Source organism: Pseudomonas juntendi (genome assembly GCF_021560075.1).
Classification (GTDB): domain Bacteria; phylum Pseudomonadota; class Gammaproteobacteria; order Pseudomonadales; family Pseudomonadaceae; genus Aquipseudomonas; species Aquipseudomonas juntendi.
The window spans coordinates 1,696,413-1,716,904 of sequence record NZ_CP091088.1 but is presented as its reverse complement, the minus strand read 5'-3'; the positions used below and the strand labels follow the sequence as shown (position 1 = coordinate 1,716,904).

Sequence of the window (20,492 nt, the reverse complement as noted above, 5' to 3'; positions counted from 1 at the left end):
AGCTGGTTAGCCACTTTTCACGGAAGACCCGCCCGAAAGCGACCATACTTCCTTTATCGCGATTGTCAGGAGTACTGCTCATGCCCTACGAACATTTGTTGGTCGCGGTCGACCTGACCGAAGAATGCGACCCGGTAATCAAGCGCGCCATGGCCTTGGCTGCCCCATCGAACGCCAAGGTATCGCTGGTGCATATCGTCGAGCCAATGGCCATGGCGTTTGGCGGCGATGTGCCGATGGACCTGTCGCAACTGCAACAACAGCAGTTCGACCAGGCCAAAGAGCGCATGGACCGGTTGTTCAACAAGTACCCGGACATTAATCGAGGCGACTCGCACCTGACCTACGGCCAACCTCGCCAGGAAATTCACCAGCTTGCCAAGGAACAACACTGCGACCTGATCGTGGTCGGCAGCCATGGCCGCCACGGCCTGGCGTTGCTGTTGGGTTCCACGGCCAATGACGTGCTGCACGGTGCGCCATGTGACGTGCTGGCGGTACGCTTGCAGAAGAAAGACTGAGCCGACCTGGTCCGGCCCTATCGCCGGCAAGCCAGCCCCCACAGAGGCACCATGGATTTCAAGCCTTATGGTGTCCCTGTGGGAGCTGGCTTGCCGGGGATAGGGCCGGACCAGGCTAACAACTATCAGCCTTCCAGCTCAGCCCAGCGCTCTACCAGTACATCCAGCTCACCCTGCAGCTTCTCGATCCTGGCCAGCACCGCCGAAGTCTCCGCAATCGGCCGCTGATAGAAGCCCACCGCATTCACTTCTTCCTGGGCTTCAGCCATGCGCTGCTCCAGCGCGTCGATCTGCCCCGGCAGCATCTCCAGCTCACGCTGCAGCTTGTAGCTGAGCTTTTTCTTCGATGCCTCTTCCACCACCGGCGCAGCAACAGGCGCAGGCTTGGCCTCGACCTTCTCCACCACCGCGCTGTTGAGGGCCGACTTGCCGCCCTTGCTCTCGGTCACGCCCAGCAGCTTCGGCGAGCCGCCCTGGCGAATCCAGTCCTCATAACCCCCTACATACTCGCGCACCTTGCCCTCGCCTTCGAACACCAGGGTGCTGGTGACGACGTTGTCGAGGAAGGCCCGGTCGTGGCTGACGATCAGCACGGTGCCCTTGTAGTTGGACAGCACCTCTTCGAGCAGTTCGAGGGTTTCCACGTCCAGGTCGTTGGTCGGTTCGTCGAGCACCAGCAGGTTGGCCGGCTTGCTGAACAGCTTGGCCAGCAGCAGGCGGGCACGCTCACCCCCCGACAGCGCCTTGACCGGCGTGCGCGCACGCTGGGGGCTGAACAGGAAGTCGCCCAGGTAACTGAGCACATGGCGGTTCTGCCCATCGATCTCGATGAAGTCACGGCCTTCGGCGAGGTTGTCGATCACCGTCTTTTCCAGCTCGAGCTGGTGGCGCATCTGGTCGAAATAGGCCACTTCCAGCTTGGTGCCGCGCTCGACCTTGCCTGAAGTGGGCTCCAGGTCACCGAGCATCAACTTCAGCAAGGTGGTCTTGCCGGTACCGTTGGCACCCAGCAGGCCGATACGGTCTTCGCGCTGCAGGACCATGGAGAAGTCCTTGACCAGCATCGGCCCTTCGGGATGATGGAAACTCACGTTTTCCAGCACCATGACCTGCTTGCCGGACTTTTCCGCCGCCTCGATCTGGATATTGGCCTTGCCCTGGCGTTCGCGGCGCTCGCCACGCTCTACCCGCAGGGCCTTCAAGGCACGCACGCGACCTTCGTTGCGGGTACGGCGGGCCTTGATGCCCTGGCGAATCCACACTTCTTCCTGGGCCAGGCGCTTGTCGAACAGCGCGTTGGCGGTTTCTTCGGCGGCCAGTGCGGCCTCCTTGTGCACCAGGAAGCTGGCGTAGTCGCCGTTCCAGTCGATCAGGCCGCCACGGTCCAGTTCAAGGATGCGGGTGGCCAGGTTCTGCAGGAACGACCGGTCGTGGGTAATGAACAGCACCGCGCCGTTGAACCCGCGCAGGGCCTCTTCGAGCCAGGCAATGGCGCCAATGTCCAGGTGGTTGGTCGGCTCGTCGAGCAGCAGCAGGTCGGGCTCCGACACCAGCGCCTGGGCCAGCAGCACGCGGCGGCGCCAGCCACCGGACAGCTCGGCCAGGGTCTTGTCGGCAGGCAGTTGCAGGCGGCTGAGGGTGCTTTCCACCACCTGCTGCAGGCGCCAGCCGTCGCGGGCTTCCAGTTCGTGCTGAACATGCATGAGCTTTTCCAGGTCATCGTCGCCCTGGATGTTCATGCTCAGGTGGTGGAACTGCGCCAGCAGTTCACCCACGCCGTCGAGGCCGGCCGCGACCACGTCGAACACCGTGCGCTCATCGGCCACCGGCAGTTCCTGCGGCAGTTCGCCGATCTTCAGGCCCGGCGCACGCCAGATTTCCCCGTCGTCGCCCTTCTGCTCGCCCTTGACCAGGCGCAGCATGCTCGACTTGCCGGTGCCGTTGCGGCCGATGATGCACACCCGCTCGCCACGAGCGATCTGCCAGGACACTTTGTCCAGCAGCGGCATGGCGCCGAATGCGAGGGACACATCGCTGAATTTGAGCAGGGTCATGTTGGTCTCCATAAATCGGGCGCGCATTCTACCTGAGTTGGGCCCCCGACGGCAGCTGCCAGGCCAATCGATGCACCCGTGGCGACATCCGGTCGACGTTAATATGCCGATACAAGCACAGTGCTTTCACCCGCTGCCGGCAAACGGCTAAGCTAAGCCAATAGCTTCCAACAGTGCTGGCTCCGCCGTCACTTTCCCATGGTTCAACTGCCCGGACGTATCATGCGCAGCCGCCTGTTACAAATTGCTTCCTGCCTGCTGCTGACCGCTGCCACCAGCGCGGCACAGGCCACCGACCTCACCCTGCAGCGCCAGTACTACGACGAAGCCAAGCGCGCGCTGGCCAAGGGCGACAAAGGCCCTTACCTACGCTATGCCCAGGCTCTGAGTGACTACCCGCTGACCCCGTACCTGGCCTACGACGAGCTCACTGCCCGCCTGAAAAGCGCCAGCAACCAGGAAATCGAGGCGTTCCTCGCCAAGCATGGTGACCTGCCCCAGGCCAACTGGATGAAACTGCGCTGGTTGCGCTGGCTGGCCGAACGCGGGGAGTGGGACACCTTCGTCAAGTACTACGACCCCAAGCTCAATTTCACCGAGCTCGATTGCCTCAACGGCCAGTACCAGCTCAGCCATGGCCTGCGTGCCGAAGGCAACGCCACCGCCGAAAAGCTGTGGAACGTGGGCAAGTCGCAACCTGCCGCGTGCGACACACTGTTCGGCATGTGGGCCGCTGAAGGCCAACTGACCGAGAGTAAGCGCTGGCAGCGCATCAAGCTGGCGGCCCAGGCGCGCAATTACAGCCTGGCCAACAGCCTGATCAATGGCCTGACCACCCTCGGCCCGCAAGGCCGGCTGCTGGTCGACGTGGCACAGAAGCCTGAGCTGCTCAACCAGCCATCGCGCTTTGCCCCGGCCAACGAGGCGATGGCCGATGTGGTCAGCCTGGGCCTGCGCCGCCTGGCGCGCCAGGACCCGGAGCGGGCCATGGCGCTGCTGGACGACTACGCCCAGCGCATGCATTTCTCCCGCGACGAAAAGGTGGCCATCGCCCGCGAAATAGGCCTGACCCTGGCCCGCCGCTACGACCCGCGTGCGCTCGACCTGATGACCCGCTACGACCCTGAGCTGCGCGACAACACCGTCAGTGAATGGCGCCTGCGCCTGCTGCTGCGCCTGGGCCGCTGGGAAGACGCCTACGAGCTGACCCGCCGCCTGCCTCAGGACCTGGCCAGCAGCAGCCGCTGGAAGTACTGGCAAGCGCGCAGCCTGGAGCTGGCACAGCCGAACAACCCGCAGATCCCACTGCTGTACAAGAACGTGGCGCGCGAGCGTGACTTCTATGGTTTCCTCGCCGCCGACCGGGCCAAGACACCGTACCAACTGAACAACAAACCCCTGTTGCTGAGCCCGCAACTGGTGAAGAAAGTACGCAATACACCCGGCATCCAGCGGGCGCTGGAATTCCATGCCCGCGGCCAGATCGTCGAAGGCCGCCGCGAGTGGTACCACGTCAGCCGGCACTTCAACCGCGATGAAATGGTGGCCCAGGCGCGTCTGGGTTATGAATTGCGCTGGTACTTCCCGGCCATCCGCACCATCAGCCAGGCCCAGTACTGGGACGACCTGGACATCCGCTTCCCGATGGCCCACCGCGATACCCTGGTGCGCGAAGCCAATGTGCGCGGCCTGCATTCGAGCTGGGTATTCGCCATTACCCGCCAGGAAAGCGCGTTCATGGAAGACGCACGCTCCCCGGTAGGCGCCAGCGGCCTGATGCAACTGATGCCGGCTACCGCCAAGGAAACGGCCCGCAAGTTCAGCATTCCGCTTGCCTCACCGGCACAAGTGCTCAACCCGGACAAGAACATCCAGCTGGGCGCCGCCTACCTGAGCCAGGTGCATAGCCAGTTCAACGGCAACCGGGTCCTGGCCTCAGCAGCCTACAATGCCGGGCCCGGGCGCGTGCGACAGTGGCTGAGGGGCGCCAAGCACCTGAGTTTCGATGTGTGGGTGGAGTCGATCCCGTTCGACGAAACCCGCCAATACGTGCAGAACGTGCTGTCGTATTCAGTGATCTACGGGCAGAAACTGAATGCACCGCAGCCGCTGGTGGATTGGCATGAGCGGTATTTCGATGACATGTAAAGTTCGCTGAGCCCTTGCCGGCCTGTTCACGGGCACCTGTGAACAGGCCGGTGCCAGCACACAGCTATTCCAGGATTTCCACGCCCATCCCGACCTCAAGCCACCCGCTGCCATCCACCGCCAGGTTCTGCCCGAACAGGATATCGCCATCCTTTTCGCGGAAGGTCCTGAGCGTGGCCATCGGTTCACGGTCTTCACTGCGCTCGCCGGTGGCGGGGTCGATAGTGGTAAAGATGCACCTCACACTCGGTTTGAGCACCCGGAATTCGAGGGTGCCAATGCGGATCCGCTTCCAGCCATCCTCGGCGAAAGGCTCGGCGCCCTGCACCACCAGGTTCGGTCGAAAACGCAGCATCTCCATGGGCCGCCCCACACGGCGGTCAAGCTCGTGAAGCGAGCCCTGGCCGATCAGCAACAAGGGGAAACCATCCGGAAAAGCCGCGCGATCGCTGTTGAAGCCATAACCGTTGGGCAAATAACGGGCACGCTGCTCCGGGCAATGCACCAGGCGCACAGCCTTGCCCAGCCACTCGCTCAGCCAGGCCGCCGCGCCATCGCCGGCGTCTGGCACGCGCAAGGTATCGCGCCAGATCGTCACGCCACGCAGGCCCTCATCGGCAGGTGGCACTGCCACCCTCAGCGAGGCGCGCCCAGGCGCCTGCAACAGCAGCTGGCCGCAGCCGTCATCGTGCGCCGCGATCTGGCCAAGGCGTGGCCAGGCACGTTGGGTCAGGAAGCGTCCGTTTTCTGCCTCGACCACCATCCAGCGCCGGTCACCCTGCAGGCCCAGCAGCCCCACCGGCGAAGCGCGCAGGCTCTGCGCCTGGCACGACTTCACCGGGTATCGGTACAACTCACTCAGAAACATCCCTGCCGCCTCGCGTCTTGGCAAATGCCAAGCTTATACCGGGCAGGCGTGGCGATCACGCGGTGGCCGTATCCAGCAGCAGGCGCTGCTTGACCACGTCGACCAGGCGATCGGGCTGGAACTTGGAAAGGAAGTTGTCGCAACCCACTTTCTTGACCATGGATTCATTGAAACTGCCCGACAGCGATGTGTGCAGCACCACGTAGAGTTGGCGCAGCCGCGCATCGCTACGAATCTCAGTGGTCAGGCGGTAGCCGTCCATTTCCGGCATTTCGGCGTCGGTGAACACCATCAGCAGCTTTTCACACACGTCCTCGCCTGCATCAGCCCAACCCTTGAGCATGCGCAGTGCCTTCAGGCCATCACTGGCCACATGCAGTTTCATGCCCAACTGGGACAAGGTGTCGCGCAACTGCGCCAGGGCCACACTGGAGTCGTCCACCAGCAGCACCTCGCGGCCTTGCGCCCGTGCCAGCACGGGGTCGGCCAGTTTGTCGCCGGAAACCCGGGCGTTGTAAGGCACGATTTCAGCCAGCACCTTTTCCACGTCGATGACCTCGACCAGTTGCTCATCGACCTTGGTGATGGCAGTCAGGTAATGCTGGCGCCCGGCGCTGGACGGCGGCGGCATGATCGACTCCCAGTTCATGTTGACGATGCGGTCGACCCCTCCTACCAGGAAAGCCTGCACCGAGCGGTTGTATTCGGTGACGATGATGGTGCTGTCGGGCGTGGGTTGCAGCGGGCGCATGCCAATGGCCTGGGACAGGTCGATCACCGGCAACGTCTGCCCACGCAGGTTGACCACACCGCAGACGAACGCATGACGCTGGGGCATCAGGGTGAGCTTGGGCAGTTGCAGCACTTCCTGAACCTTGAACACGTTGATCGCGAACAATTGGCGGCCCGCCAGGCGGAACATCAGGATTTCCAGGCGGTTCTCACCTACCAGTTGCGTGCGTTGGTCTACCGTGTCGAGAATGCCAGCCATTGGAAAGCCCCCAGGCTTGAGTCGAAAAAGGTGAATTGATCCTCCCTGTATCGGCGGCTTCCCGCACACCTTGACCCTTGCGGGAAAATGCCGACCCGGCAATTGATATCACTTTACCATCATGCTTTACTGCCGGCACCCCGCTCGAATTCGGCAGCCCGCATCAGGGAAACCCCTAGGGGCAGTCAGGTGGAACCTGATATTCGCGATATCCTTTAGCCATTAATGTGACGCCATTCTCATTGCATGAATGGAGTCAGGCTTTTGCTAGCTATCGTTGCGGCGTGCCCGTCACCTGCGCCTACCCCACGCGCGGGGACCTGATCATGGACACTGCCTTAGCGTTCGATAACGCACTGCAGGGCTTCCTGCTGGATGCCCAGGTACTGCTGACCCAGGCCCAGGAATGCCTGCAGCATCTGGAATTGATCGACAACGATCCAGACGCCTGCCGCTGCCTGGACAGCACCTTGGCCAGCCTCGCCGGGCAGGCCACCCGCCTGGGCGCGCGCGAAGTTGCCCATTACGCCACCGCGCTTCACCAGTTGCTGGCCCCGGCCTGCTACAGCGGCTGCCTGCAGCCAGAGGCATTGCCTGCGATCGAGGCGTGCCTGACCCTGCTGGCCTGGCAACTGGAGTTGCTCGACAGCCGAACCGGGCGGTTGAACCTGGATATCGGCGAGCAACTGGTGCTGCTGGGCGAGCTGGCCAAGGTCGTGCAGCAACCCCTTGCCCCTGCTTGCGCGTCTTGCGATGAAGCAGGCAAAACGTGCGATCACCCGCATGATGTCATGCGCTCCGGCAGCCATGGCAGCCGGCCGTACCGCGCGCATTAACCTGACCAGAAGTGCAACTAACTACATGCACTCAAGCCCTGCGCTGGTCGAACTTGCAAAGTTCGCAAAGTTTCAGGAAGGCCAAGTTGAATCATTACCGCCTTAGTTGCAGCGCGGGTGCGAGCAGCGGGATCCGCGGGTGGCACTTTGCCACCCGGCACCGCCCTGCCAACAGGCGTTTCGGAGCGTCACCCAGCCGCGACCGACACCGTACGAAGTGGTAATATGCGCCCCCACAAACACTTGCAATCACAAAAAAGTTTGCACATCAGGTGCTCGACCAAACAGCGGAAGTACTGCGCCAAAGCCTCTGACCCGCATTGTGCAAGGCCTCTATCAGCAATACTTCAGTGGCTTCCCTATTTATGCTCCCACGCTTGAAATTCTACATGCGTAGCTGCTGCCGCGTTGCCCTGCTGCGCTGGCTGACGGTCGGGCTGTGTGTGGCCTCGCTGGTTACCAACCTGATGCTGTACCTGGCCAACCTTGCTATCCCGGCTGGCCTGCTGCTTTTGCAGTTGGCCGCAACGCTGGCCGCCACCCTGCAGTTGGGATTGGGGGCCAGGTCGATCAGCCTGCGGCCGGCTGAACTGGCCGAGCGCATGCTGAAGGTGCAGGAAGACGAGCGGCAACACCTGAGCCGGGAGTTGCACGACGACATTGGCCAATTGCTGACTGCCGCCAAACTGCAACTGCAGTGGCTGAAACGGCGCATGCCGGCCGAGTTGCAGGGCCACTGCGATGCGCTGCACAGCACCCTGGATGACACCCTGGGCACGGTACGCAACGTGTCGAGCCTGCTCAACCCCAGGCAATTGGCGAGTCTTGGGTTGGAAGCCAGCTTGCGCGCGCACTTGGTCCGCACGCTGGGCAGCAGCAGCGTACACTGGAGCCTGGCGTGCAACCAACGCCTGGGCGGCATTGACGATGCAGTGGCCATGGCAGTGTTCCGCATCACCCAGGAAGCAGTCACCAACATGCTGCGCCATGCCCAGGCACACAACCTGGTTGTGCGCCTGCAACGCACCCCTGCCGGGCTGGCGTTGTCGATTCACGACGATGGCCGCGGCTTCGTTCCCGCCCGGCACCCGGCCGAGGCCGGCCAGCGCGGCCTGGCCGGCATGCAGGAGCGGGTAACGGCCTTGCAGGGCAGCCTGCAGATCACCAGCCAGCCTGGCCAGGGTACACGGATAGAAGCGATGTTCCCGTGGCCACCGCGCACCCAGCAACGCGCCAGGAGTACTGTTGCCCATGACCTGTAGATTGCTGCTGGTCGACGACCACTCGCTGATCCGCGCCGGCGTACGTGCGCTGGTTTGCGACATTCCCGGCTACAGCGTGGTCGGTGAGGCCGAGGATGGCAGCCAGTTGCTTGAGCAGGTGCGCGCACTGGCGCCGGACATTGTCCTGCTGGACATTTCCATGCGCTCGACCAGTGGCCTGGACGCCCTGACCCAATTGCGAGCCTGCGGCAGCAACTGCAAGGTGCTGATCCTGTCGATGCACACCGATCCGGACCTGATCATGCGTGCCCTGGAAAGCGGTGCCCACGGTTACCTGCTCAAGGACACCAGTGCCACCGAGCTGGAGCAGGCCCTGGAGGCAGTACGCCACGGCGAGCGCTACCTGAGCCCGGCCATCGCCCACACCGTCATCAACCAGGCGCTGCAGCGCAACAGGCCGGGCGCACAGGGCGGCAGCGACCGGCATAACCTCACGGCGCGCCAGCTGGAGATCCTGCGCCTGATCGTGCGCGGCAAGTCGACCCGGGAAATTGCCACTGGCCTTGGCCTGTCGATCAAGACCGTGGAAACCCACCGCTCGCAAATCATGAAGCGCCTGCAAATTCATGACGTGGCTGGCCTGGTACTGTTTGCCGTGCGCGAAAAGATCATCAGCCTGGACGACTGAGCAGCGGCGACCCGGCAGGCAGGTGCAGGCGCAACGCTGCGGGCCGGGCTTCGAAACGCAAGTTGGTAGTCTGCAAGGGCTCGCCATCGAGGTTGAGGTCCAGGCCCTGAGCACTCTTGATCTCGACCCAGGGCAACCTGGCACGGACGAACAGGCCATCACCGGCCAGCAGGTCACGCAACGTGCCCAGCATTTCCTGTGGGGCAGGCAACACGGCGATATCGAGCAAGCCATCATCGACTACCGCATCCGGGCACAGCTCCTGCCCGCCTCCCGCCTGGCGGCCATTGCCGATACCCAGTGCCAGCAGATCCCCTTGCCAGTGGAAATCCGGCCCTTGCAGCTCGACCGAGGCCGCCTGCAGTTCGCTGAAGCGTGTGAGGCCGGTGAACAGATAGGCCGCGGCGCCCAGGACCTTCTTCAGGTCTTCGGACGTATTGGCCGTGACCTGACTACCGAACCCGCCGGTGGCCATGTTGAGGAACAGCTGGTCGCCGGCCTGGCCCAGGTCTATGGGCTGTGCCGCCTCATTCAACAAGGCCAGCGCAGCGGCAGGCTCCAGCGGAATGCCGGCAGCCTTGGCAAAATCGTTGGCGGTGCCCAACGGCAGCAATACCAGGCTGGCATCGGTCCCGGCCTGCCCCATGGCCTCGGCCACATCGCGCAGGGTCCCGTCGCCGCCACCGGCGACAATGTGGCTGTAACCTGCCGCCAGCGCCTCGGTCACCAGGCGCTGGGCATCGCCCGCCTCCCAGGTGACCCGCACATCCAGCACCCAGCCACTGTCGCGCATGTCGTGCACGGCATCGCGCAGTTCGTCGTTCATCGCCTGCTTGCCGTGCAGGACCAGCATTGCCTTGCGCGCTTGCATAGGCGCATCTCCCTGAGGTTGACCAACCCTATCTCGACCACATGCACGCGTGGATCGTTGCATGCCGCGTTCAAAAACAGCCAGCGGCGTGTCGCGCGTGGCAGGCGGTGTTCCCAGCAGCAGCGCCGGCTCGGCTGGTAGTGAAGATAATGGCATTTTTTCCACAGCCGACAATGCCCGGCTATGCTGAGTCGAGACACTTTTGACAGGTTTTTGACCCTACAAGCGAATGAGCACAGGCGAGTCAGCATTTTGACTGTAAAATGCCCTGGCTTGCCCGCCACGGACGTTCCTCCCGGCCCTCACCTGCAACCGGCCGACAGGTGCGTCTTGCCCTCTGCAGCCGTCAGCGAGGACCACGGTCATGCGTATTCTCTGGACACTGCCTTACCTGCCTTGGCCGACCACCAGTGGCTGCAAGACTCGCCAATACCACCTGATCCGGGCACTGGCCCAGCGCGGCCACCGCATCACCTTGTTGGTGCAATCGAAGATACCCCTCAGCGACGCCGCACGCGAGGCGCTCGAACCGTACCTCGAACGGCTGATAGTCCTGCCGCGCAGGCCGCTGCATAGCCCGCTGAACCTGCTGGCCTCGCCGATCATCGACTACCCCATGCGGGCGATCATCAACGGCCTTTGCGCAGCGTTGCGGCACCGCTTCGAGCAGTTGCTGGAGGAACCTTGGGACGTGATCCAGATCGAGCACAGCTATAGCTTCCAGCCGTTCGAGAAGGCCCTGCAGGCCCGCGGCCTGCCCTTCATGCTCAGCGAACACAACCTGGAGTCGGTTACCGGCAGCGCCTGCCATGACCGCCTGCCGTTATGGCTACGCCCGCTCAATGCCTTCGACCGCTGGCGCTACCGGCGCTGGGAACAGCGCGTGCTGGGCCAGCCCACCGAGCTGGTAGCCGTCAGCGCTCACGACGCCGAGCTGATCGGGCAGATCAGCAGGCGCCCGGTGAATGTGGTGGTCAATGGCGTGGAATGTGATTTCTACCAGCAGGTGCAGCCGGCGCTGCACAGCCAGCGCCTGCTGTTTGTCGGCAATTTTGAATACGGCGCCAACCTGGAAGCCATCGAGTGGGCGCTGGAAGACATCATGCCGCAGGTGTGGCTGAGCAACCCGGCCGTGCGCCTGGCGATTGCCGGGCATGCGATGCCGGCCAGCTGGAAGCTGCACTGGAATGACCCGCGGATCGAATGGCTCGGCTATCGCCCCGATCTGCGTGAACTGCAAAGCCGCTCAGCCCTGTTTTTTGCGCCGCTGCGCTATGCCGGTGGCTCGAAGGTGAAAATCCTTGAAGCAATGGCTGCCGGCCTGCCGATCATCAGTACCGGCAAGGGCGTTTCCGGCCTGGCGGTGAACAACGGCGAGCATTACCTGGGCAGCGATGACAGTGATCAACTGGCCCTGCTGATCACCCAGTTGCTCAACCAGCCCTGGCGCATGAGCCAGTTGAGCGCGGCCGGGCGCCAGTTCGCCCGCCAGCGCCACGACTGGAGCGTGGCGGCTCATCAACTGGAAACCGTGCACATGCGCCTGACCCAGGCAGCACCGGTGCCAGGGCCACTGGCCGATGCCTGGCTGGGGCGTTCAGCCAAGTAGTTCGCTGAAGGGAATGAATGGCACGCTGTCACCCGTTTTCGGCGTGCTGCCTTCGCGCACCTCCACCAGCCCGTCGGCCCAGGCTGCGCTGCGCAGCACACCCGAACTCTGGTTCTTGTAGATGCGCACCTGGCCGTCCTCGATGCGCGCACGCAAGTATTCGCGGCGGCTACCGGGTTTGGGCCAGTCAAACCCCGCCGGCATGTCGAAGCGCAGCGGCGTGACATTGCCCACCCCTTGGCGCCGCAGCAGATAGGGCCGGGTCAGCAGGCCAAAGGTGACCAGGGTCGAGGCCGGATTACCCGGCAGGCCGATCACCGGCACGCCCTGGTAATGGCCGAAGGTCAGCGGCTTGCCCGGCTTGATCGCCAGCTTCCACAGCGCCAGCTCGCCCGCTTCGCGCAGTGCCGCCCCGAGGTAGTCGGCCTCGCCCACCGACACGCCGCCAGTGGACAGGATCAGGTCGACGTGGCCCAGTCCGGCCAGGCAGGCGCGGGTCTGCGCCAGGTCATCCGGCAGGATGCCGGCATCGACCACCTCGCACCCCAGGCGCTGCAACCAACTGACCAATAGCCGACGATTGCTGTTGTAGATTTGCCCGGGCCCCAACGGCAGCCCGGGCTCGACCAGTTCGTCGCCGGTGGACAGTACCGCCACTTTGACCTTGCGTACCACCTCGAGCCGGGCGTGGCCCAAGGTCGCCGCCAGGCCCAGTTCGATCGGCCCCAGGCGCGTGCCGGCGTTCATCACCTGCTCGCCCTTGCGGGTTTCCTGGCCCTGCGGGCGAATGTTCTGCCCGGCGCGCAGCGCCTCGACGAAACGTACCCGGCCATCCTCCAGCACCTGGGTGTTTTCCTGCATCTCGACGCAATCGGCACCTGCCGGCACCGGGGCGCCGGTAAAGATGCGGGCACAGGTGCCCGGCTGCAGAGGCTGTGGCGCATGGCCGGCGAAGATGCGCTGGCTGACGGGCAACGGCTGGCCCTGCCAGTCGGCCAGGCGCAGGGCATAGCCGTCCATGGCACTGTTCGGCCAGGGCGGCAGGTCGAGCGAGGCCACCAGGTCGGTCGCCAGTACCCGGCCTTCGGCTTCGGCCAGGGGCAGGCTTTCAGTTTCCTGAATCGGTGCCGACTCGGCCAATGCCAGCAATTGTTCCAGGGCTTGCTCTACCGGCATCAGCGGCCGTGGCTGACTGACCTCAGCCACGGCTGTCACAGGCCATTGCCTGCTTCAGGTGCGGGACAAAGTTGCACGGCCGATGGCGGGCGTCGAGTTGCTCGGCAAGAATGCCGTCCCAACCGGTGCGCACGGCATTGGTCGAGCCCGGCAGGCAGCACACCAGGGTGCCATTGGCCAGGCCGGCCAAGGCCCGCGACTGCACCGTGGACGTACCGATATCCGGCACGGAGATCTGCCGGAACAACTCGCCAAAGCCATCGACCTGCTTGTCCAGCAGACAGGCCACCGCCTCCGGCGTGCTGTCGCGGCCGGTAAAGCCAGTGCCGCCGGTAATCAGCACCACCTGCACGCGCTCGTCGGCGATCCAGGTGGCAACCTGTGCACGGATCTTGTACAGGTCGTCCTTGAGCAATACCCGCTCTGCCAGGTGATGGCCGGCCTCGCTCAACCGGTCGACGAACATCTGGCCAGAGGTATCGGTGTCGGGCGTGCGGGTGTCGCTAACGGTGAGCACCGCGATATTCAGCGGCACAAAGGGGGTATCTGCCTTGGCTTTCATGGGGGTCCGTCACAACAGGATAGGTTGGCCGCAGTTATATCACAGCGCACATTTACCGGGTTGCGCCCAACAAACTTGCCCTGGATCAACCGCGCAGATTTATCGCTATGATGCACTTGCAGTGAACTTGCACTAAAGTCCTGCGTCATAAATGTCATCTAGCACCATCGCACTTGGAGAACCACGATGATCAAACGGACCCTACCCGCCTTCCTGCTCGCTTTGGGCCTGGGCACCCTTGCCGGCTGCTCCACCCCAACCGTCATCACCCTGAACGATGGCCGAGAAATCCAGGCGACGGATAAACCGTCCTACGACGAAGACTCCGGCTTCTACGAATTCGAGCAGCTGGACGGCAAGCGCACCCGCCTGAACAAGGACCAGATCCGCACCGTGAAAGAGCTTTAACCGCGGCGCGTTTTCAGCAAAGCCCCTTTGCACAGCAGGGGCTTGCGAGCAAAAACACGATGCAGTAGGATTTTGTTCATCGGAGTGTAGCGCAGCCAGGTAGCGCGTCTCGTTCGGGACGAGAAGGCCGCAGGTTCGAATCCTGTCTCTCCGACCAGATCCTCCAGAAGCCCGCTGATGCGGGCTTTTTTGTGCCTGGAAACTGCCACCAACGGTAGCGTTGAAAACCGATAGCCACCCCTGCGCTGCCCCCGTCACCCCTGTGTCAGGCACTGGTGAACTGCAAGGCCGCCAGCCGGGCATACAGCGGGCTTTGCTCGATCAATTGGCGATGAGTGCCCACCGCCACCAAGCGCCCCTGGTCGATGACCGCGATGCGCTCGGCGTGCTGGACCGTGGCCAGCCGATGGGCGATGACCAGCGTGGTACGCCCGGCCATCAGGCGGGGCAGTGCTTGCTGGATCAGGTGTTCGCTTTGCGCGTCGAGGGCGCTGGTGGCTTCGTCCAGCAACAGGATCGGCGCGTCCACCAGTAGCGCCCGGGCAATCGCCAGGCGCTGGCGCTGGCCGCCGGAAAGCCCGATGCCACCCTCCCCCAGCGGTGTCTGGTAGCCCTGAGGTAACTGCCGAATAAACTCATCGGCATGGGCGCCGCGGGCTGCGGCTTCGACCTCGGCCTGGCTCGCCTCGGGGCGGCCATAGCGGATATTGGCTTCCACCGTGCCACGGAACAGCGAAGGGTTCTGTGCAACCAGGGCAAACTGCCGTCGCAGCTGGTCAGGGTCGAATTCTGTCAGCGGCTGGCCGTCGAGCAGGATGCGCCCTTGCTGGGGGTCGTAAAACCGCAGCAACAGATCGAACAAGGTCGACTTGCCGGCCCCTGATGGGCCGACCAGGGCCACGGTCTGGCCAGGCTCGATGACCAGGCTCAGGCCAGCTACCGCTGCCACGGTGGGCCGTGACGGGTAGGCGAACACCAGTTCCTGCAACTCGATGTGCCCGCGGGCCCTATGCCCCGGCAGGCCCGAGGCGGCACAGCCCGGCAGGATTGCGCTGCGTGCGGCCAGCAGTTCGGCGATGCGCTCGGCAGCACCGGCGGCGCGCTGCAGTTCGCCGATCACTTCACTGAGGGTGCCGAAGGCGCTGCCGACGATCAGGCTGTAGAACACGAAGGCGGCCAGTTCGCCGGCGGATATGCGCCCGGCGATCACATCCATGCCGCCCACCCACAGCATCACCCCAACCGCCCCCAGCACCAAGACGATCACCAGAGTGATCAGCCAGGCCCGCTGGGCAATGCGCTTGCGCGCCACGGTGAATGCCGCCTCGACCGTGTCGGCAAAAAGTGCGCGGTCATGTGCCTGATGGTTGTAGGCCTGCACAGTCTTGATCTGCCCCAGCGTCTCGGCCACGTAGCTGCCTACATCGGCGACCCGGTCCTGGCTCTGCCGCGACAGCCTGCGTACGCGGCGACCAAACAGCAGGATGGGCGCCAACACCAGCGGCAGGGTCACCACCACGATGCTGGTGAGCTTGGGGTTGGTAATGAACAGCAGCACCACACCGCCCAGCACCATCAATGCATTGCGCAGGAACATCGACAGCGACGAACCGATGACCGATTGCAGCAGCGTGGTGTCTGCTGTCAGCCGCGACTGGATCTCGGCGCTGCGGTTATCCTCGAAAAAGCCGGGGTGCAGGCCGATCAGGTGGTTGAACACCGCCCGCCGCATGTCGGCCACGCAGCGCTCGCCAATCCAGGACACCAGGTAGAAACGGCTGAACGTACCCACCGCCAAGGCCAGTACCAGCAGCAGGAACAGCCCGATGGTCTGGTTGAGCTGGTGCGCGGAACGGGTCATGAAACCCTGGTCGACCAGCAGCCGGATGCCTTGGCCCATCGACAAGGTGATGCCCGCAGTGACTACCAGTGCCAGCAAGGCCAGCAGAACCTGCCGGCGATAGGGGCGAACGAACTGCCAGGCCAGGCGTAATGCCCGGCGTGGTTGCGGGGAAACCGATTCGGACATGGCGACGATCACTATGGCTGGCGAAGGCCCAGACTACCACTCATCAGGGCTGGGGAACGCGGGCAGGTGGCTATAGCCTATCGATCTAACCAGGGTATGGAGCTTTGCCAGCGTTTCTGTTGGACTGGTATTGCCGTGACGAGCCTGTCGTCACAGGCCAGTCACGGTGCAGGACTACCCTGAGTTCACCTGATGAGGAGACCATGCATGAGCTTGCAGCCTACCAGCGACAACCAGCAGCCCCGGCCGAACCAGCAACCCCAGGTATGCGGTTCGATCATTGATGCCCAGGGGCGCGAAGTACCGATCACCGAGCAGATGATCCAGCAGGCTTGCAAGGCCCTGGAACAGAGCCGGGTCGAGCGCGTACGCAAAGGTTGAGCGGCGAATTTCTTGCAACCCGGCGCCCGCGTCGGGTTTTTATTTGCCCTGAGTTCTGCACTGGCCTCTTACGGCCAGGCCCGGCTGGGCGCTCTCACCCGGGCGAATGGCCGTGCAGCGGCCGGCACGCCGTCAGACCAATACGCCACCCAGCGCACTGACCAGTTGCGCCAACTGCGGCGCCTCGCCACGCAGGCGCACCGCCAGCCCCTCGATTTCGCGTCGCGCTGGGTACTGCTTGCGCAACTGGTCGAACGCGGCACGCTGTTGTTGTGGGTCGTCGCTCAGGCTGCGGCGGAAGTCGGCATCGTCACGGCGCGGGTCGTACACGGCGCGGCACAGGGTGGCCAGGGCCCAGGCCGGGTCGGCGCTGGCATCCAGCTCGATTTGCGCCAGCGGCGGGCGCGGCAGCAGGTCAGCCAGTTGCACCTGCTCATCCACCCCGAGGAAGCGGCACAGGGCCTGGTAGATCTGCGCGGTGCCACGCTGGCGGCCGTCGAGGCTGTAACCGGCAATATGCGGTGACGCCAGGGTACACAGGTCGGCCAGTTGCAGGTCGACTTGCGGCTCGCCTTCCCATACGTCCAGCACGGCATGGATGTCGTCGCGCTGCAGCAGCAGCTCGCGCAGGGCGGCGTTGTCCACCACCGGCCCACGGCTGGCGTTGACCAGCCAGGCACCCGGGCGCAATTGTGCCAATTGCGCCTGGCCCAGCAAGTGCCAGGTGGGGTAGCCGCCGCTACGCTGCAACGGGGTATGCAGGCTGATCACATCACACTGCTGGACAATGGTTTCCAGGCTGACGTAGTCACCGCCTTCAGCGGCCTGGCGCAGCGGGTCGCACACCAGCACCTTCCAGCCCAGGCCGCGCAGCACACGTACCAGCCGCCCGCCGACCTCACCTGCACCGACCACGCCGTAGACCCGTTCGGGCAGCGCAACGCCATCCAGTTCGGCCAGGGTCAGCAGGCTGCCCAGCACGTAATCGACCACGCCGCGGGCATTGCAGCCTGGCGCGCTGCTCCACCTAATGCCGGCTTCGGCAAAATAGTCCAGGTCCAGGTGATCGGTACCGATGGTGCAGGTACCGACGAAGCGTACCCGGCTGCCTTCGAGCAATGTGCGATCAACCTTGGTCACCGAGCGTACCAGCAGGATATCGGCATCCTTGACGCTGGCGGCATCGAGGCTTCGGCCGGGGTAGCGGCGAATTTCCCCGAAGCCTTGGAAGAAGGCATCGAGCAGCGGGATGTTTTCGTCGGCAACTATCAGCATGGCGCTCTCCTGTCTGGGGAGCGCAGTGTAGGCGCATCGCCAGGTGGCTTGCACAGGGTTTCAGTCGGCTTTTTTGCGAATCCAATAAAGGAAGGTGCCGGCGTCTTCCTGCTGTTGCACGAGTTCGTGGCCGAGGAAGTTGCAGAACTTTGGAATGTCGCGGCGGGTGGACGGGTCGGTGGCGATGACCTTGAGCAGGCCGCCGGCGGCCAGGTTGCGTACGTGCTGGTGCAGCATCATCACCGGCTCCGGGCAGTTCAGGCCGGTGGCATCGAGGATGGCGTCGGGGGTGAAATCGGTCATGGGGGGCTCCGAAAATGATCGCTATTGTCGCGCATCACGCGGCGGGGTCCAAGCGCGGCTTTGCAGGCCATACGTCCGGACGGGCGTTGCCCAGGCCCTTTGCGCCCCTACGGCGGGTCAGAGGCTTCGCGCCGCCTACCAACCCCCGCACGGCTTCTGATCTGGCTGTTGATCTTGATCTTGATCTTGATCTTGATCTTCGCGACTTCAGGAGGCCGAGCGGAGGGCATGCGGAGGGAGGTGACGGGCATGGATGCCCGTCAAGCGCTGAGGCCCCAGGGATGGGGCCTGCAGCGCGTACTCCCGGGAGCATGCCCGTAGCGAGGGAACCCCGGAGCGCAGCGCAGGGGCCGGATGACGGGAGCGCAGCGTTTTTTGGTTACTTTTTGTCGCGTTTGACAAAAAGTGACTCGCCGTAAGGGCGAAAAGGTGACTATGCGTCGCTATCGCAGCTGGAGTTATCGCGCCACCAAAAACCAGCGCCCAGGATTTCAAGCTCTGCAAAGGTGTGGGCGTTTACACCGCATAGGTATTCGTTCGCGTAGGCGGCGCCGAGTCACCTTTCCGCCCTTACGGCGGGTTACTTTGGTCTTGGCCAAAGTAACCAAAGCCGCCCGCTCCCGTCATCCGGCCCCTCCGCTTCGCTCCGGGGTCCCCTCGCTACGGGAATGCTCCTGAAGTCGCAATCTGCAGCGCCTGAACTACCGCGCGCTAAGAAGCAAAAGCAAAAAGCAGAAGCAACAACTGCGCTTTCGTGGGTTTCGCACCACGCAACCAAACCCCGCCCAGCTTTTGATCTGGCTGTTGATCTTGATCTTGATCTTGATCTTGATCTTCGCGACTTCAGGAGGCCGAGCGGAGGGCATGCGAAGGGAGGTGACGGGCATGGATGCCCGTCAAGCGCTGAGGCCCCAGGGACGGGGCCTGCAGCGCGTACTCCCGGGAGCATGCCCGTAGCGAGGGAACCCCGGAGCGAAGCGCAGGGGCCGGATGACGGGAGCGCAGCGTTTTTTGGTTACTTTTTGTCGCGTTTGACAAAAAGTGACTCGCCGTAAGGGCGAAAAGGTGACTATGCGTCGCTATCGCAGCTGGAGTTTCCGCGCTATCAAAACCAGCGCTCAAGATTTCAAGCGCTGCAAAAGTGTGGGCGTTTACACCGCATAGGTATTCGTTCGCGTAGGCGGCGCCGAGTCACCTTTCCGCCCTTACGGCGGGTTACTTTGGTCTTGGCCAAAGTAACCAAAGCCGCCCGCTCCCGTCATCCGGCCCCTCCGCTGCGCTCCGGGGTCCCCTCGCTGCGGGCATGCTCCCGGGAGTACGCGCTGCAGGCCCCGTCCCTGGGGCCTCAGCGCTTGACGGGCATCCATGCCCGTCACCTCCCTCCGCGTGCCCTTCGCTCGGCCTCCTGAAGTCGCAATCTGCGTCGCCTGTGCTACCGCGCGCTTAGAAGCAAAAGCAAAAAGCAGAAGCAACAGCAGCGCTTTAGTGGGTTTCGCACCACGCAACCAAACCCCGCACAGCTTTTGATCTGGCTGTTGATCTTGATCTTGATCTTGATCTTGATCTTGATCTTGATCTTCGCGACTTCAGGAGGCCGAGCGAAGGGCATGCGGAGGGAGGTGACGGGCATGGATGCCCGTCAAGCGCTGAGGCCCCAGGGACGGGGCCTGCAGCGCGTACTCCCGGGAGCATGCCCGTAGCGAGGGAACCCCGGAGCGCAACGCAGGGGCCGGATGACGGGAGCGCAGCGTTTTTTGGTTACTTTTTGTCGCGTCTGACAAAAAGTGACTCGCCGTAAGGGCGAAAAGGTGACTATGCGTCGCTATCGCAGCTGGAGTTTCCGCGCTATCAAAACCAGCGCTCAAAATTTCAAGCGCTGCAAAAGTGTGGGCATTTACACCGCATAGGTATTCGTTCGCGTTGGCGGCGCCGAGTCACCTTTCCGCCCTTAGGGCGGGTTACTTTGGTCTTGGCCAAAGTAACCAAAGCCGCCCGCTCCCGTCATCCGGCCCCTCCGCTGCGCTCCGGGGTCCCCTCGCTGCGGGCATGCTCCCGGGAGTACGCGCTGCAGGCCCCGTCCCTGGGGCCTCAGCGCTTGACGGGCATCCATGCCCGTCACCTCCCTCCGCATGCCCTTCGCTCAGCCTCCTGAAGTCGCAATCTGCAGCGCCTGTGCTACCGCGCGTTTAGAAGCAAAAGCAAAAAGCAGAAGCAACAGCAGCGCTTTCTTGGGTTTCGCACCATGCAACCAACCCCCCCGCACAGCTTTTGATCTGGCTGTTGATCTTGATCTTGATCTTCGCGACCTCAGGAGGCCGAGCGGAGGGAGGTGACGGGCATGGATGCCCGTCAAGCGCTGAGGCCCCAGGGATGGGGCCTGCAGCGCGTACTCCCGGGAGCATGCCCGTAGCGAGGGAACCCCGGAGCGCAGCGCAGGGGCCGGATGACGGGAGCGCAGCGTTTTTTGGTTACTTTTTGTCGCGTCTGACAAAAAGTGACTCGCCGTAAGGGCGAAAAGGTGACTATGCGTCGCTATCGCAGCTGGAGTT

General features: G+C 63.5%; 17 protein-coding genes and 1 tRNA gene. 9 read left to right on the top strand and 9 right to left on the bottom strand.

Going from position 1 to position 20,492, the window contains the following annotated elements; all coding sequences use genetic code 11:
- Window positions 1-80 precede the first annotated feature (80 nt).
- Window positions 81-521 (top strand): universal stress protein, encoded by a 441-nt coding sequence (locus tag L1P09_RS07870; RefSeq protein ID WP_009686273.1) that lies wholly within the window; start codon window positions 81-83, stop codon window positions 519-521.
- Window positions 522-646: 125 nt separating this feature from the next.
- Here L1P09_RS07870 and L1P09_RS07865 read toward each other — a convergent pair whose 3' ends face one another.
- Window positions 647-2,575, bottom strand: a complete 1,929-nt coding sequence (locus L1P09_RS07865) for an ATP-binding cassette domain-containing protein (RefSeq protein WP_110679572.1) — start codon at window positions 2,573-2,575, stop codon at window positions 647-649.
- A 222-nt stretch (window positions 2,576-2,797) separates the two neighbouring features.
- Here L1P09_RS07865 and L1P09_RS07860 point away from each other — a divergent pair, with 222 nt between their 5' ends.
- Window positions 2,798-4,723, top strand: a complete 1,926-nt coding sequence (locus L1P09_RS07860; RefSeq protein WP_232892062.1) for a transglycosylase SLT domain-containing protein — start codon at window positions 2,798-2,800, stop codon at window positions 4,721-4,723.
- A gap of 64 nt (window positions 4,724-4,787) precedes the next feature.
- Here L1P09_RS07860 and L1P09_RS07855 read toward each other — a convergent pair whose 3' ends face one another.
- The gene (locus L1P09_RS07855) at window positions 4,788-5,591 is read right to left on the bottom strand and encodes an MOSC domain-containing protein (RefSeq protein ID WP_054904160.1); all 804 of its coding nucleotides are present in this window, start codon (window positions 5,589-5,591) and stop codon (window positions 4,788-4,790) included.
- Window positions 5,592-5,646: 55 nt separating this feature from the next.
- Window positions 5,647-6,582, bottom strand: coding sequence for a chemotaxis protein CheV (locus L1P09_RS07850; protein WP_192439809.1), 936 nt, complete (start codon window positions 6,580-6,582; stop codon window positions 5,647-5,649).
- A 326-nt stretch (window positions 6,583-6,908) separates the two neighbouring features.
- Between L1P09_RS07850 and L1P09_RS07845 the strand changes: the two genes are divergently transcribed.
- The 3 genes from L1P09_RS07845 (at window position 6,909) to L1P09_RS07835 (ending at window position 9,329) form a co-directional block, all read left to right on the top strand.
- Window positions 6,909-7,418, top strand: a complete 510-nt coding sequence (locus tag L1P09_RS07845; protein WP_054904197.1) for a hypothetical protein — start codon at window positions 6,909-6,911, stop codon at window positions 7,416-7,418.
- A gap of 365 nt (window positions 7,419-7,783) precedes the next feature.
- A complete protein-coding gene (locus tag L1P09_RS07840; RefSeq protein WP_054904158.1) occupies window positions 7,784-8,680 on the top strand; it encodes a sensor histidine kinase in 897 nt (298 codons plus the stop codon).
- Window positions 8,670-9,329 (top strand): response regulator, encoded by a 660-nt coding sequence (locus tag L1P09_RS07835; RefSeq protein ID WP_054904157.1) that lies wholly within the window; start codon window positions 8,670-8,672, stop codon window positions 9,327-9,329. The genes L1P09_RS07840 and L1P09_RS07835 overlap by 11 nt, the downstream gene beginning before the upstream one ends.
- Here L1P09_RS07835 and yegS read toward each other — a convergent pair.
- Window positions 9,313-10,200 carry a lipid kinase YegS gene (gene yegS / locus L1P09_RS07830; RefSeq protein ID WP_054904156.1) on the bottom strand — a complete coding sequence of 296 codons (888 nt, stop codon included), beginning with the start codon at window positions 10,198-10,200 and terminating at the stop codon, window positions 9,313-9,315. The genes L1P09_RS07835 and yegS overlap by 17 nt on opposite strands.
- A gap of 364 nt (window positions 10,201-10,564) precedes the next feature.
- Here yegS and L1P09_RS07825 point away from each other — a divergent pair, with 364 nt between their 5' ends.
- Window positions 10,565-11,809, top strand: a complete 1,245-nt coding sequence (locus L1P09_RS07825) for a glycosyltransferase family 4 protein (protein WP_054904155.1) — start codon at window positions 10,565-10,567, stop codon at window positions 11,807-11,809.
- On the opposite strand, the gene L1P09_RS07820 is transcribed toward L1P09_RS07825, so the two are convergent.
- Window positions 11,798-13,024: a molybdopterin molybdotransferase MoeA gene (locus tag L1P09_RS07820; protein WP_054904154.1), complete on the bottom strand. Its 1,227-nt coding sequence runs from the start codon at window positions 13,022-13,024 to the stop codon at window positions 11,798-11,800. The two genes, L1P09_RS07825 and L1P09_RS07820, sit on opposite strands and share 12 nt — an antisense overlap.
- Window positions 13,008-13,547, bottom strand: coding sequence for a molybdenum cofactor biosynthesis protein B (gene moaB, locus L1P09_RS07815; RefSeq protein ID WP_009686260.1), 540 nt, complete (start codon window positions 13,545-13,547; stop codon window positions 13,008-13,010). Before moaB ends, L1P09_RS07820 begins: the two co-directional genes overlap by 17 nt.
- 186 nt (window positions 13,548-13,733) lie before the next feature.
- On the opposite strand from moaB, the gene L1P09_RS07810 reads away from it, so the two are divergent.
- Window positions 13,734-13,955: a YgdI/YgdR family lipoprotein gene (locus L1P09_RS07810; RefSeq protein WP_009686259.1), complete on the top strand. Its 222-nt coding sequence runs from the start codon at window positions 13,734-13,736 to the stop codon at window positions 13,953-13,955.
- A gap of 80 nt (window positions 13,956-14,035) precedes the next feature.
- A tRNA-Pro gene (locus L1P09_RS07805) sits at window positions 14,036-14,112 on the top strand.
- Between the two features lie 108 nt (window positions 14,113-14,220).
- Here the strand turns inward: L1P09_RS07805 and L1P09_RS07800 are convergent.
- Window positions 14,221-15,984: an ABC transporter transmembrane domain-containing protein gene (locus tag L1P09_RS07800; protein WP_054904153.1), complete on the bottom strand. Its 1,764-nt coding sequence runs from the start codon at window positions 15,982-15,984 to the stop codon at window positions 14,221-14,223.
- A 207-nt stretch (window positions 15,985-16,191) separates the two neighbouring features.
- On the opposite strand from L1P09_RS07800, the gene L1P09_RS07795 reads away from it, so the two are divergent.
- Window positions 16,192-16,365: a PA1571 family protein gene (locus L1P09_RS07795; RefSeq protein ID WP_009686257.1), complete on the top strand. Its 174-nt coding sequence runs from the start codon at window positions 16,192-16,194 to the stop codon at window positions 16,363-16,365.
- Window positions 16,366-16,497: 132 nt separating this feature from the next.
- On the opposite strand, the gene pdxB is transcribed toward L1P09_RS07795, so the two are convergent.
- Both pdxB and tusA read right to left on the bottom strand, forming a co-directional pair.
- Complete coding sequence (pdxB, locus tag L1P09_RS07790; protein WP_029887248.1) at window positions 16,498-17,640, bottom strand: 4-phosphoerythronate dehydrogenase PdxB; 1,143 nt, start codon at window positions 17,638-17,640, stop codon at window positions 16,498-16,500.
- A gap of 60 nt (window positions 17,641-17,700) precedes the next feature.
- Window positions 17,701-17,943, bottom strand: coding sequence for a sulfurtransferase TusA (tusA, locus tag L1P09_RS07785; protein WP_009686255.1), 243 nt, complete (start codon window positions 17,941-17,943; stop codon window positions 17,701-17,703).
- Window positions 17,944-20,492 lie beyond the last annotated feature (2,549 nt).